Raw genomic sequence first — 13,383 nt, forward strand, 5'->3', positions numbered from 1 at the left:
GCTCGCGTCCCAGTCGTCGAGGGTGCCCGACACTCCCGAAGCGGGCCTCGATGCAGGTCTGAGCGGCGGGACCACGGTGACGCTCAGTCGCGCTGGGCGAAGGCGAGCCGGCCGCGGGCATCGCCGACGTGGACGAGTACGCCGGGGCCCGCGAAGTCGCGCACGATCGCCAGGTCCGTCTCGTCCGGGGTCTCGGCGGTCACGGCGTCGTCGCTGAGCAGCACGACCGCCTCGAGACCGCGCGACCCGGAGGCGACCGCCATCGCGACGCAGCCCGCGATCGCGGAGAGCTGGAGCGAGGGCAGGTCCACCGTGGCGGCGGCGTAGGTGCGGCCGTCCAGGTCACGGACGGCGGCCCCCTCCCTTGCACCGATCCGGGCACGGGTGGCACGGGCCAGGGTGACCAGCTTCTTGTCCTCGGCCGAGAGCGGGGCCACGCCGGGTACGGCTCCGGTCGGGGTAGGGGTGGTCGGGTCAGTCATCGTCGTCCTCCTCGTCGTTCGCGACCGGCAGCACCTCGATGGTGACCGACTCGATCTTGTTGCGTCGCCCAGCGCTCTCCTCAGCGGTGAAGCGCAGTCCGTGCGCCTCGACCACCGAGCCGGGGATGGGCACCAGGCCCAGGTGCTTGGCCATCAGGCCGCCGACCGAGTCGACGTCGTCCTCACTGACCGGCACACCGATCAGTTCCTCGAGATCGTCGACCTGGTGCCTGGCCGGCACGCGCACGACGCCCTCGGAGACGTGCTGCGGCTCGCGGTTCTCGACGTCGTACTCGTCGGTGATCTCGCCGACGATCTCTTCGAGGATGTCCTCGATCGTGACCAGACCGGCGGTGCCGCCGTACTCGTCGACGACGACCGCGATGTGCTGGCGTCGGGCCTGCATCTCGGCGAGCAGTTCGTCGATCGCCTTCGACTCCGGCACCCAGGCCGGCGGGCGCATCACCTCGTCGACGCGCTGGGTGAACTCCACGTCCGGAGCCTCGAAGTCACGCCGGACGATGTCCTTGAGATAGGCCATCCCGACGATCGTGTCGAGGTTGTCGTCGACGACCGGCATCCGGCTGAAGCCGCTGCGCAGGAACAGCGAGAGGGTCTGACGCAGGTTCTTGTAGCGCTCGATGAACACCACGTCGCCGCGCGGCACCATCACCGCCCGCGCCGGAGTGTCGCCGAGCTCGAAGACCGAGTGGATCATCTTCCGCTCGCCGGACTCGATCAGCGCGGACGCCTCCGCGAGGTCGACCATCTCCCGCAGTTCGGTCTCGGTGGAGAACGGCCCCTGCCGGAAACCCTTGCCCGGTGTGAGGGCGTTGCCCAACAGGATGAGCAGACTCGGGATCGGCCCCAGGATCCGGGTGACCCAGGTGGCCGGGCCTGCCGCGAGCAGAGCGATCCGGGTGGCGTGCTGACGCCCGATCGTCCGTGGCGCCACCCCGATCACGATGAAGGAGACCACCAGCATCATGCCGGTCGCAGTGAGTACGGCGGGCCAGAACCGCTCGTCGTAGAGCTGGTGACACATCAGGGTCACCAGCACCGTCGCCCCGATCTCGCAGAGCAGACGGAGCAGGAGCACGGTGTTGAGGTAGCGCGGCCGGTCCCCGAGCACCGTCACCAACTGACGCGCACCGGGCCGTCTCTCCTCGACCAGTTCCTCCGCCCGGGCCCGGGAGAAGGAGCTGAGCGCAGCGTCGGCCGAGGAGTTGACGCCCGCGAGCACGACCAGCACGGTCGCTGTCACGACCAGAGGAAGTGTGTTCATCCGATCAGGTCGGCGGGTTGGCCGAGGAGCCCCAGGCGGTCAGGAGCTCGGCCTGGAGCGCGAACATCTCCTGCTTCTCCTCCGGCTCGGCATGGTCGTAGCCGAGCAGGTGCAAGATGCCGTGAGTGGTGAGGAGTTCGATCTCGGCGAGCGTGCCGTGCCCGGCCTTCTCCCCCTGTCGGGCCGCCACCGTGGGCGCCAACATCAGGTCTCCGAGCACCCCCTCCTCCGGCTCCTCATCGAGCAGCCCGGGCCGGAGCTCGTCCATCGGGAAGGCCAGCACGTCGGTGGGCCCCTCCTTGCCCATCCAGTGCCGGTTGAGCTCTGCGATGGTCGCCTCGTCGACGGCCTTGACGCACAACTCGGCCTGAGGGTGGACCCGCATCCGGTCCATCACGAACCGGGCGAGCCGCACCAGATGATCGGCGTCCAGTTCCTCACCGGACTCGTTGAGCACCTCGATCGTCACGACTCGGCCTGCCCGGATCCGCGCGGACGGCGGCGCCGCTCCGCGGGCCGCTGCGCCGCGCCCCCGGCCCTCGCGTCGTACTCGTCATAGGCCGCCACGATCCGCCCGACCAGCTTGTGCCGGACGACGTCGTGGCTGGTGAGCCGGTTGAAGGAGAGGTCCTCGACCCCGTCGAGGATGTCCTCCACGACGCGCAGCCCGGACCACTGTCCGGCGGGGAGGTCGACCTGGGTGACGTCACCGGTGACCACGATCTTTGAGCCGAACCCGAGCCGGGTCAGGAACATCTTCATCTGCTCGGGGGTGGTGTTCTGCGCCTCGTCGAGGACGATGAACGCGTCGTTGAGGGTGCGACCGCGCATGTAGGCCAGCGGCGCGATCTCGATGGTGCCGGCCGCCATCAGCTTCGGGATCAGCTCGGGGTCCAACATGTCGTGCAGCGCGTCGTAGAGCGGCCGCATGTAGGGGTCGATCTTCTCGGTGAGCGTGCCGGGCAGGTAGCCCAGCCGCTCGCCGGACTCGACCGCCGGCCGGGTCAGGATGATCCGGTTGACCTGCTTGGACTGCAGCGCCTGGACCGCCTTGGCCATCGCCAGATAGGTCTTGCCGGTGCCCGCCGGCCCGATCCCGAAGGCGATCGTGTGCTGGTCGATGGCGTCGACGTACCGCTTCTGATTGAGCGTCTTGGGTCGGATCGAGCGACCGCGGTTGGACAGGATGTTGAGCGAGAGCACGTCGGCGGGGCGCTCGGTGGTCTCGGCACGCAGCATCCCGATCACCCGCTCCACCGCCTCGGCGGAGAGCCCCTGACCCGTGCGGACCAGCGTCACCATCTCCTCGAGGAGCCGCTCGATCAGGGCGATCTCGCTGGGCTCGCCGTGCAGCGTGATGCGGTTGCCGCGGACGTGGACGTCGGTGTCGAAGTGCTCCTCGATGATGCCGAGGTGCTCGTCGCCGGGACCCAGCACGCTCACCATGTCGACGCTGTTGGGCACGACCACGGTGTGCTTGGTGGTGGCGCGTCGCTCGCCTGCGTGTGCCTGTGAGATTTCAGTCATGGAGGCCCGGCCGGGCAGCCCTTTCGCGTCGATGGATCGGCAGCTCTCATGCTACGCGGATCAGAACGCGTCGGGCGATCCGGTTGTTCCGAGCCACACGGCTCAGCCGGGCAGGTTGGTGAGGGAGGTGAGCTTGCGGCCACCGAGGACGTGCAGGTGGGTGTGGAAGATGGTCTGCCCCGCCTCGCTGCCGGTGTTGGCCACCACGTTGTAGTCCGAGTAGCCCTCCTCACCGGCCACCTCGGCGGCGACCGTGGCGAGCTCACCCACCAGCCCGGGATCCGCTGCGGCGGTGGCGGCGAGGTTGGGGGCGTGCGCACGCGGCACCACGAGCACGTGCATCGGTGCCTGCGGGTTGATGTCGCGGAAGGCGATCACGCGCTCGCCCTCGTAGACCAGGTTGCTGGGGATCTCTCCCGCGACGATCTTGCAGAACAGGCAGTCGGCGGCGGTGGCGCCGTTCTCGGCATTCTCAGGCACGGCTGCATGCTGCCACAGTCGATCGCCGCCGTGGAGGGTGCAGGACTGTCACCGGGTAGTGCCACGATGGTGATCGCGATCACACTCAGTCGGAAGACGGAGGCACACATGCAGGCACAGATGCAGGCGCACGACGTCGGAGACCGTTCGGCCCCGCTGATCGACCGGACCATCGGGGCCGACCTCGACCGGACCGTGGCGGCGCACCCCGACCGGGAGGCCCTGGTCGAGGTCGCCTCCGGACGGCGATGGACCTGGGCCGAGTTCGGTGCTGCCGTGGACGAGGCCGCCCGGGGGTTCCTCGCCCTCGGTCTCGAGAAGGGCGACCGGGTCGGCATCTGGTCGCCCAATTGCGCCGAGTGGACCCTCACCCAGTTCGCCACCGCCAAGATCGGCGCGATCCTGGTGACGCTCAATCCCGCCTATCGCACCCACGAGTTCGCCTACGCGGTCAACCAGAGCGGCATCCGGGTGCTGGTGGCGATGTCCGGCCACAGGTCCAGCGACTACCGCGCGATGGTCGTCGGCACGGCTCCCGAATGTCCGACCCTCGAGCGCACCGTCTACCTCGACACCGACGACTGGAGCGACCTGGTGGAGGCGGGGCGCACCCTGCCCCCAGAGGCGCTGGCCGAGCGGGCGGCGACGCTCGCGCCCGGCGATCCGATCAACATCCAATACACCAGCGGCACCACCGGCTTCCCGAAGGGCGCGACCCTGAGCCATCGCAACATCCTCAACAACGGCTTCTTCGTCACCGAGACGATCCGCTTCACCGAGCAGGACCGGCTCTGCATCCCGGTCCCCTTCTACCACTGCTTCGGCATGGTGATGGCCAATCTCGGCTGCTCCACGCACGGCGCCACGATGGTGATCCCCGCCCCGTCGTTCGACCCGACGCTGACCCTCCGAGCGGTCGAGGCGGAGCGGTGCACGGCGCTGTACGGCGTCCCGACGATGTTCATCGCCGAGCAGACCCTGCCCGGCTTCGCCGACTTCGACCTGACCTCGCTGCGCACCGGCATCATGGCCGGCTCGACCTGTCCGGTCGAGGTGATGAAGCGCTGCCTGAGCGAGATGCACATGTCGGAGGTCTCGATCGCCTACGGCATGACCGAGACCAGTCCGGTCTCCTGCCAGACCCTCGCCGACGACGACCTGGAGCGGCGTACAGCCACCATCGGGCGGGTGCATCCCCAGCTGGAGATCAAGATCGTCGACCCGGTCACCGGGAGCACGGTGGAGCGCGGTGCCCCCGGGGAGTTCTGCACCCGCGGCTACAGCGTGATGCTCGGCTACTGGCAGGACGAGGAGAAGACCGCGGAGGCCGTCGATGCCGAGGGGTGGATGCACACCGGCGACCTCGCGGTGATGCGCGAGGACGGCTACTGCAACGTCGTGGGCCGGATCAAGGACATGGTGATCCGGGGCGGGGAGAACATCTATCCGCGGGAGATCGAGGAGTTCCTCTACACCCACCCCGACGTCGTCGACGCGCAGGTGGTGGGCGTCCCCGACGAGAGGTACGGCGAGGAGTTGTGCGCCTGGGTGCGGCTGCGCGAGGGCGCCGCCCCGCTGGACGCCGAGGGGGTGCGCAGCTTCGCCGCCGGTCGGCTCGCGCACTTCAAGATCCCCCGCTACGTCCTGGTGGTCGAGGAGTTCCCGATGACCGTCACCGGCAAGATCCGCAAGGTCGAGATGCGGGAGCGCAGCGTCGCGATGCTGGGGCTGGAGTGAGCCCCGGGCGAGGGCGTGCCGGCGGAGCCTCAGGCGGGCGGCTGGGCGCCGGCCGCGGCGGCGCGCAGGGCAGCCATGGCCATCCGGTGCAGCAGCGCCGCCATCTCGCTCCTCTCCAGTCGGGCGCTGTGCGGCGTGGAGTTGATCAGCCCGAAGACCGCATGGGCACCCGACCTCGCCTGCTCCTCGTCCGCGCCGGTGGCCGCGCGGATGGCCTCCACCCACCGCTCGACGTACTCCCGTTGCCGCTGTCGCACCGTGTGCCGGTCCTTCTCCCCCAGACTGGCCAGGTCGCGAAACTGCACCGTGATCAGGGCCGGGTGGCTGAGCGCGAACTCCACATGCCAGCCGACCAGCGCCTCGAGCACCGCGTCGGCCCCCTCACCGGCGGCCGCCTCCGAGCGGCCGCGCCCCTCGGCCAGCAGTCGGTCGCTGATCCCCACCAGCATCGCGCCGAGGAGGGCCTCCTTGTTGGCGAAGTGCTTGTAGAGCGCCGCGCCGGAGGTCCCCATCGCGGCGCCGAGGTCGTAGATCGAGACGCCGTGGAAGCCCCGCTCGGCGAAGAGTTCGGCAGCGACGTCGATGATCTGCTGTCGCCGACTCCTGGGCGGCTCCTCGGCGATCGGCATGATGTGAGCCTAGACGGCCTGGTTATCGCTTGTTAACCTCCAATGGTGGTTATCGGTCGATAACCACGCGACTCCGAGGAGTGAGATGTTCGAGCTGTCCCGAGAGCACGAGGAGTTCCGCCGCGCAGTGCGTGACTTCGCCGAGCACGAGATCGCACCGCACGTGGCGACGTGGGACAAGGAGCACCACTTCCCGGTCGACACGGTGCAGAAGATGGGCGAACTCGGACTGATGGGGCTCACCGCTCCGGAGGAGTACGGCGGCGCGGGCGGCGAGGGCGACTTCACGTCCCTGTGCGTGGCGATCGAGGAGATCGGCCGGGTCGACCAGTCGTTGGGGATCACCCTGGAGGCCGCGGTCGGGCTCGGCATCAATCCGATCCTCACCTTCGGCACCGCCGAGCAGAAGCGGACCTGGCTGCCCGACCTGGTCGCCGGCCGCCGGCTGGCCGGCTTCGGGCTGACCGAGCCCGGCGCCGGATCCGACGCCGGCGCCACCCGCACCCGGGCCGAGCTGAGCGAGGGCACCTGGGTGGTCAACGGCAGCAAGCAGTTCATCACCAACTCCGGCTCGGCGATCACCTCGGTGGTCACCGCGACCGCACGCACGGGTGTCAAGTCCGATGGCCGTCCGGAGATCTCGGCGATCATGATCCCGGCGGGCACAGCGGGGTTCACCGCCGAGCCCGCCTACGACAAGCTCGGCTGGCACATCTCCGACACGCACCCGCTGACCTTCACCGACTGCCGGGTGCCCGAGGACCATCTGCTCGGCGAACGCGGTCGGGGTTACGCCCAGTTCCTGGCCACCCTCGACGATGGCCGGGTCGCCATCTCGGCGCTGGCCACCGGCCTGATCCAGGCGTGTCTGGACGAGTCGGTGCGTTACGCCGGTGAGCGCCAGACCATGGGAGGGCCGATCGGCCGCAAGCAGGGGGTCGCCTTCCAGATCGCGGACCTGGAGGTGATGGCCCAGTCCGCGCGGCTGCTCACCTACCGCGCCGCGGCGATGAAGGACGCCATGCTGGCCGGTCGCAGCGACGCGCCGTCGATGGCCGAGTTCAAGCGTGCGGCCTCGGTCGCCAAGCTGCACAGCTCCGAGTCGGCGGTCACCGCCACTCGGATCGCCACCCAGATCTTCGGCGGCTACGGCTTCATGGAGGAGTACCCCGTCGCGCGCTTTTACCGAGACGCCAAGATCCTCGAGATCGGCGAGGGCACCTCCGAGGTGCAGCGGATGCTGATCGCCCGCAGCCTCGGCCTGCCGGTGGAGTGACCGCGCCGGACGAGCGGCACGACCGTGCCACACCCCCGAGCCGACCTCGACAGAGCACAGCCAACCAGCCGGACATCGACGAGAGAGAAGCAATGGAGCCGAAGCGGATCATCCAGCGGGGCCTGTGGTTCGAGGAGTTCGAGGTGGGTGCCATCTATGAGCACCGGCCCGGTCGCACCGTGACAGAGGCCGACAACGTCTTGTTCACCACGCTCACGATGAACACCCAGCCGCTCCACCTCGACGCTCACGAGAGCGCTCAGCAGGGTCCGTTCCACGAACGGCTGGTGAACTCGATGTTCACCCTCTCCACCCTGGTCGGGCTGTCGGTGGCGCAGTTGACCCAGGGCACCATCGTCGCCAACCTCGGCTTCTCCGAGGTCTCCTTCCCTGCACCGGTCAGACATGGCGACACGCTCTATGCCGAGACCATCGTCGTGGACAAGCGGCCCTCGTCCAGCCGGCCCGGTGAGGGGATCGTGAGTCTGGAGCACCTGGCCCGCAACCAGGACGGCGTCGTGGTCGCGAAAGCGGTCAGGAAGACGCTCGTGCGGATGCGTCCCGCCGACTCCTCGGGGGTCAGCGCATGACCGCGTGGGCGCCCGGCCCGGCCTGGCTCTTCTGCCCGGCCAGCCGCCCCGACCGGTACGCCAAGGCTCTGGGCGTGGCCGACGTCGTGATCCTCGATCTCGAGGACGCCGTCGCTCCCGCCGACCGGCCGGCGGCCCGTGCCGCCCTGCGCGACCTCGCCCGGCGCGGAGAGTTCGACCCGGAGCGCACGGTGGTGCGCGTCAACGGCGCCGGCACCGACGACCACGCCCCTGATCTCGAGGCGACCGCAGCCGCCGGGGTGCGCCGGGTGATGCTGGCCAAGAGCGAGGACGCCGCGGTGGTCGCCGCCCTCCCGCATGAGGTGGTGCTCCTGGTGGAGACACCACGCGGGATCGAGTACGCCGCCGACCTGGCCGCTCCCGACAACGTCGTCGCCCTGATGTGGGGAGCCGACGACCTGGTCGCGGGACTGGGCGGCACCGCCAGCCGAAGGCCCGACGGCAGCTACCGCGACGTCGCCCGGTATGCCCGTTCCCGCGCGCTGGTGGCGGCCAAGACGCACGGCCGACTGGCGCTCGACGCGGTGCACATGGACATCCCCGACATCGACGGACTCGGCGCCGAGTGCGAGGACGCGGTCGCCGTCGGCTTCGACGCCACGGTCGCGATCCACCCCTCCCAGGTGGGCGTCATCCGCGCGGCGTACACGCCTGACGCCGAGCGCGTCACGTGGGCGCAGCGGCTCCTCGACCATGTCGGCGAGGATCGAGGCGTGACCACCTTCGAGGGCCGGATGGTCGACGGGCCGATCTACCTCCAGGCCGAGCGGGTCCTCCGGCTCGCCGCCGCCACCTCAGGACAGGAGCACTGATGGCCGACGCCATGCGCGACCTGGTCGCCGAACTGCGTGATCGCCTGGCCACCGCGCGGCTGGGCGGCAGCGAGCGTGCCCGCCGCAAGCACACCGACCGCGGCAAGCTGCTGGTGCGGGACCGGGTGGACCGGCTGCTCGACCCGGGCAGTCCGTTCCTCGAGCTCAGCCCGCTGGCGGCCTACGACATGTACGGTCCGGGTGCCGAGGCCGACGCGTTCGCGGTGCCCAGCGCGGGCGTGGTCACCGGGATCGGCCTGGTACAGGACCGACCGTGCATGGTCGTGGCCAACGACGCCACGGTCAAGGGCGGCACCTACTACCCGATCACGGTCAAGAAGCACCTGCGTGCCCAGGCCGTCGCCCACGAGAACAGACTGCCCTGTCTCTACCTGGTCGACTCCGGCGGTGCCTTCCTGCCGCTCCAGGACGAGGTCTTCCCCGACCGTGAGCACTTCGGCCGGATCTTCTTCAACCAGGCCCAGATGTCGGCGCGGGGCATCCCGCAGATCGCCGGCGTCCTCGGGTCGTGCACCGCCGGCGGCGCCTACGTCCCCGCGATGTCCGATGAGACCGTGATCGTCAAGGAGCAGGGCACCATCTTCCTGGGCGGACCGCCGTTGGTGAAGGCCGCCACCGGCGAGGTCGTCACGGCCGAGGAACTCGGCGGCGGCGACGTCCACGCCCGGACCTCCGGCGTGGTCGATCACCTGGCCGAGGACGACGCCCACGCGCTGGATCTGATGCGCGGCATCGTCGGCACCCTCGAGCGTCCGGCGTCCCGGGCCTGGGAGGTCGCACCGGTCGAGGAGCCGGTCGAGGACCCCGAGGAGCTCTACGACCTGGTGCCGACCGACTCACGCACCCCGTACGACGTGCGCGAGGTGATCCGCCGCGTCGTCGACGGCGGTCGCCTCCAGGAGTTCAAACAGCTCTACGGCGACACCCTGGTCTGCGGCTTCGCCAGGATCTGGGGCCACCCGGTCGGGATCGTGGCCAACAACGGCATCCTGTTCAGCGAGTCCGCCCTCAAGGGCGCCCACTTCATCGAACTGTGCAACCAGCGCGGCATCCCACTGGTCTTCCTGCAGAACATCACCGGTTTCATGGTCGGCCGCGAGTACGAGAACCGCGGCATCGCCAAGGACGGCGCCAAGCTGGTCACGGCGGTCGCCGCCAGCGTGGTGCCCAAGTTCACGGTGGTGATCGGCGGCTCCTTCGGCGCGGGCAACTACGGCATGTGCGGGCGGGCCTACGACCCCCGGTTCCTGTGGATGTGGCCCAACGCCCGGATCTCGGTGATGGGCGGCGAGCAGGCCGCCTCGGTGCTCGCCACGGTCCGCTCCGACCTGGAGACCGAGGACGCGATCGAGGCGTTCAAGGCCCCGATCCGTGCCCAGTACGACACCCAGGGCTCCCCCTACTACTCCACCGCGCGACTGTGGGACGACGGGATCATCGATCCCGTGGAGACCAGGCGGGTCCTCGGGCTCGGGCTCGCCACCGCGCAGCACGCACCGCTCCCGGAGCCCCGCTTCGGGATCTTCCGGATGTGACCGAGGAGCACCCATGAAGCTCTCCACCCTGTTGATCGCCAACCGCGGCGAGATCGCCCTCCGCGTCATCCGCACCGCGCACCGGCTCGGTCTGAGCACCGTCGCCGTCCACACCGACATCGACGCCCGGGCTCCCCACGTACGCGCGGCCGACCGGGCGATCCGGATCGGCAGCTACCTCGACATCGACGAGGTCGTCGCCGCAGCTGCTGAGGCCGATGCCGACGCGGTGCACCCCGGCTACGGCTTCCTCTCGGAGCGGGCTGCCTTCGCCGAGGCGCTCACCCGGGCCGGCATCACCCTGGTCGGGCCGAGTGCGTCGGTGATGGACAGGATGGGCCGCAAGGACGCCGCCCGCAGGATCGCAGCGGACGCCGGGGTGCCGGTGGTGCCCTCCTGGGAACCGGAGACCGACGGTGATCCGGCTGTCCCCGCCGACGCTTTCCCGGTCCTGGTCAAGGCGGCCGCCGGCGGCGGCGGCAAGGGCATGCGCGTCGTCAGGGCGGCCGAGGACCTCCCCGAGGCGATGGCCGCGGCCCGTCGCGAGGCGGCCTCCGCGTTCGGGGACGACACCATGCTCGTGGAGAAGTACGTCGAGCACGGCCGTCATCTCGAGGTCCAGGTGATGGCCGACGCGCACGGCAACGTCTTGCACCTGTGGGAGCGCGACTGCTCCCCCCAGCGCCGCCATCAGAAGGTGCTCGAGGAGGCGCCCGCGCCCACCATCGACGAGCAGACCCGTCGGCGACTCACCGGGGCGGCGGTCGATCTCGCCCGCTCGGTCGGCTATCTCGGCGCCGGCACCGTCGAGTTCCTTCTCGACACCGCCACCGGCGACTTCTACTTCCTGGAGATGAACACCCGCCTCCAGGTGGAGCATCCGGTCACCGAGGCGATCACCGGGCTCGACCTGGTCGAACTGCAACTCCTCGTCGCCGACGGTCAGCCACTGCCGATCGGCCAGGCCGAGGTGCGCCGGGAGGGGCACGCCATCGAGGCCCGGGTCTATGCCGAGGACGCCTTCGGCGGCTTCCTCCCCCAGGCCGGGCACGCGTCGTACGTCTCGTGGCCGACCACCGACACCGACCTGGTCCGGATCGGGGCCCGGGTGCGGGTCGACCACGCCCTGGAGAGCGGGCAGGTCGTGAGCACGTCCTACGACCCCATGCTGGGCAAGGTCATCGTGCACGCCCCCGACCGGGAGAGTGCCCGCATCGGGCTGGTCGCGGCGCTGGAGGACACCGCCATCCACGGTCTCACCACCAACACCGGGTTCCTCCGCGCGCTTGTCGCCTCGACGCCGTTCCGCGATGCTGCTGTCGACACGGCCTGGCTGGACGACCCCACCCGGCTCGCGGAGCAGCTTCCGGCGCCCGACCCCGCCCCCGCCCGTGAACTCGCGGCCTGGGCGCTCCACCTGTCCGAGCGGCGCACCGACGGCGTCTTCGCCTCCGACGGCTTCCGCGCCGGCGGTCCGGCCGCACCCGTGGTCGTGCAACTCGACGAGGCGGTCACCCTGACCGGCGATCAGCCCTCCCCACCGGTCGCCACGATCACACCCGACGTGGTCGAGCTGGTCCTGCACGGTCAGCGGTTCGCCTTCGACCGGCCCGACCCCGCTCGGCCCCACCAGGCAGGCGCCGGTGACGGCACCATCACGGCCCCGATGCCCGGCACCGTCCTGGGGATCGAGGTCAACGTCGGTGACGAGGTCGTGGAGGGGCAGGTCGTCGCCGTCATCGAGGCGATGAAGATGGAGCTGACCCTGCGAGCGCCTTTCGACGGCACCGTCACCGCGGTCGACGCCGGCCCCGGCGAGCAGATCGCGCTCGGAGCACTGGTGGCCGAGGTCGCCCCCCTCTCCGCCGCCGGGTCGGCCGAGAGCGCGTGAGCGTCACGGTGCGACTCGGGGGTGATCGGCGTGTGGTGCTCGCTCGGCGAGGACGACGCGCCAGGATGGGCGGCATGTCTGTTGAGACGCCGAGCAAGCGCCGGCTCGCCCTGGCGCTCCTGGCCGCGGGTGCAACCCTGACCGCGTGCGGGGGCGACCCCTCGACCGCCGAGGACACCCCCGGGGCGAGCCCCACCAGCCAGGCACCGGGACAGGCCGGGTCAGCGACCCCGCGCGAGACCCCGAGCGACTCCCCCGGCGAGACCCAGGCTCCGACGGAGACTTCGGCTAGCTCCACTGCACCCACCGGGGCGGCCTCGAGCGGCTCCGCGGCCGCCGACGACGACGCGACCCCGGGGGCAGCCACCGCCCCGATCTACTACGTCGGCGACACCCCGATGGGACCGCGTCTGTACCGCGAGTTCCAGGTGGTCGGGGGCGGCGATGTCGCAGCCTCGGCCCTGGACGCGCTCGCCAACGGCGTACCCACCGACCCCGACTACTCCACCCTGGTCCCTCCCGGCGAGGTGCTCTCCGTGCAGCAGCGGGGCGGACGGATCCGGATCGTGGTGGCGAAGGACTCGGTCTGGCCGGAGCGTGGCACGCTCACGCCCAAGCAGGCCAGGCTCGCCGCCCAATCCGTGGTCTACACCGTCCAGGGAGCGCTCGGCACCCGTCGGCCGGTGGAGGTGATCGTCCGGGGCGCGGCGACTCCTACGACGCTCTTCGGTTTCGACACCTCCGGGGGACTCTCCGCGGCACCTGAGCTGAAGGTGCTCTCCCTGGTCAACATCACCTCGCCCGCCCAGGGTCAGAGCGTGCCCGCCTCGACCATCACCGCCGAGGGGCGGGCGAGCTCGTTCGAGGCCACCGTCCCCTGGGAGGTGCAGGACGACTCGGGCAAGGTGGTCGCCCGGGGCTCGGGCACCGCGGAGGGCTGGATGGGACGGCTCTATCCCTGGACCGTCCGCGTCGATCTGGGCCGGCTCGATCCGGGCACCTACACCTTCATCGCGCGCACGGACGACCCGACGGGTGGTCAGGAGGGCCCGGGGCCCTTCGAGGACTCCAAGACCATCACCGTGCGCTGAGCGCGC

At 70.4% G+C, this 13,383-nt stretch carries 13 protein-coding genes; 7 read left to right on the plus strand and 6 right to left on the minus strand.

The features are described 5' to 3' along the window. Positions 1–83: 83 nt before the first annotated feature. From G515_RS0117095 to G515_RS0117115, 5 genes are all read right to left on the minus strand, one after another. Positions 84–482: a cytidine/deoxycytidylate deaminase family protein gene (locus G515_RS0117095; protein WP_036555910.1), complete on the minus strand. Its 399-nt coding sequence runs from the start codon at positions 480–482 to the stop codon at positions 84–86. Continuing rightward, on the minus strand, positions 475–1,767 hold the full coding sequence (locus G515_RS0117100) for a hemolysin family protein (protein WP_028661126.1): 1,293 nt from the start codon (positions 1,765–1,767) through the stop codon (positions 475–477). Before G515_RS0117100 ends, G515_RS0117095 begins: the two co-directional genes overlap by 8 nt. 4 nt (positions 1,768–1,771) lie before the next feature. Beyond that, a complete protein-coding gene (ybeY, locus tag G515_RS0117105; RefSeq protein ID WP_028661127.1) occupies positions 1,772–2,236 on the minus strand; it encodes an rRNA maturation RNase YbeY in 465 nt (154 codons plus the stop codon). Next, a complete protein-coding gene (locus G515_RS22105) occupies positions 2,233–3,294 on the minus strand; it encodes a PhoH family protein (protein WP_036555912.1) in 1,062 nt (353 codons plus the stop codon). The genes ybeY and G515_RS22105 overlap by 4 nt, the downstream gene beginning before the upstream one ends. A gap of 102 nt (positions 3,295–3,396) precedes the next feature. Further along, on the minus strand, positions 3,397–3,774 hold the full coding sequence (locus tag G515_RS0117115; RefSeq protein ID WP_051218518.1) for a histidine triad nucleotide-binding protein: 378 nt from the start codon (positions 3,772–3,774) through the stop codon (positions 3,397–3,399). A 108-nt stretch (positions 3,775–3,882) separates the two neighbouring features. Between G515_RS0117115 and G515_RS0117120 the strand changes: the two genes are divergently transcribed. Beyond that, the gene (locus G515_RS0117120) at positions 3,883–5,511 is read left to right on the plus strand and encodes an AMP-binding protein (protein ID WP_245565452.1); all 1,629 of its coding nucleotides are present in this window, start codon (positions 3,883–3,885) and stop codon (positions 5,509–5,511) included. Between the two features lie 29 nt (positions 5,512–5,540). Here G515_RS0117120 and G515_RS0117125 read toward each other — a convergent pair whose 3' ends face one another. Continuing rightward, positions 5,541–6,140, minus strand: coding sequence for a TetR/AcrR family transcriptional regulator (locus G515_RS0117125; protein WP_036555914.1), 600 nt, complete (start codon positions 6,138–6,140; stop codon positions 5,541–5,543). 85 nt (positions 6,141–6,225) lie between these two features. Here G515_RS0117125 and G515_RS0117130 point away from each other — a divergent pair, with 85 nt between their 5' ends. The 6 genes from G515_RS0117130 (at position 6,226) to G515_RS22115 (ending at position 13,377) form a co-directional block, all read left to right on the plus strand. Further along, positions 6,226–7,416 carry an acyl-CoA dehydrogenase family protein gene (locus tag G515_RS0117130; protein WP_028661131.1) on the plus strand — a complete coding sequence of 397 codons (1,191 nt, stop codon included), beginning with the start codon at positions 6,226–6,228 and terminating at the stop codon, positions 7,414–7,416. A gap of 92 nt (positions 7,417–7,508) precedes the next feature. Next, entirely contained in the window at positions 7,509–8,006 is a 498-nt protein-coding gene (locus tag G515_RS0117135) for a MaoC family dehydratase (RefSeq protein ID WP_036555916.1), read from the plus strand. Further along, complete coding sequence (locus G515_RS0117140) at positions 8,003–8,839, plus strand: HpcH/HpaI aldolase/citrate lyase family protein (protein ID WP_028661133.1); 837 nt, start codon at positions 8,003–8,005, stop codon at positions 8,837–8,839. Before G515_RS0117135 ends, G515_RS0117140 begins: the two co-directional genes overlap by 4 nt. Further along, positions 8,839–10,395, plus strand: a complete 1,557-nt coding sequence (locus tag G515_RS0117145) for a carboxyl transferase domain-containing protein (RefSeq protein ID WP_028661134.1) — start codon at positions 8,839–8,841, stop codon at positions 10,393–10,395. Before G515_RS0117140 ends, G515_RS0117145 begins: the two co-directional genes overlap by 1 nt. Positions 10,396–10,408: 13 nt before the next feature. Further along, a complete protein-coding gene (locus G515_RS22110) occupies positions 10,409–12,286 on the plus strand; it encodes an acetyl/propionyl/methylcrotonyl-CoA carboxylase subunit alpha (protein WP_036555919.1) in 1,878 nt (625 codons plus the stop codon). A 74-nt stretch (positions 12,287–12,360) separates the two neighbouring features. Next, positions 12,361–13,377, plus strand: a complete 1,017-nt coding sequence (locus G515_RS22115; RefSeq protein WP_036555922.1) for a Gmad2 immunoglobulin-like domain-containing protein — start codon at positions 12,361–12,363, stop codon at positions 13,375–13,377. The last annotated feature ends 6 nt before the right edge of the window (positions 13,378–13,383 follow it).

The organism is Nocardioides insulae DSM 17944, assembly GCF_000422825.1.
In the GTDB taxonomy this organism is placed as follows: Bacteria; Actinomycetota; Actinomycetes; order Propionibacteriales; family Nocardioidaceae; genus Nocardioides; species Nocardioides insulae.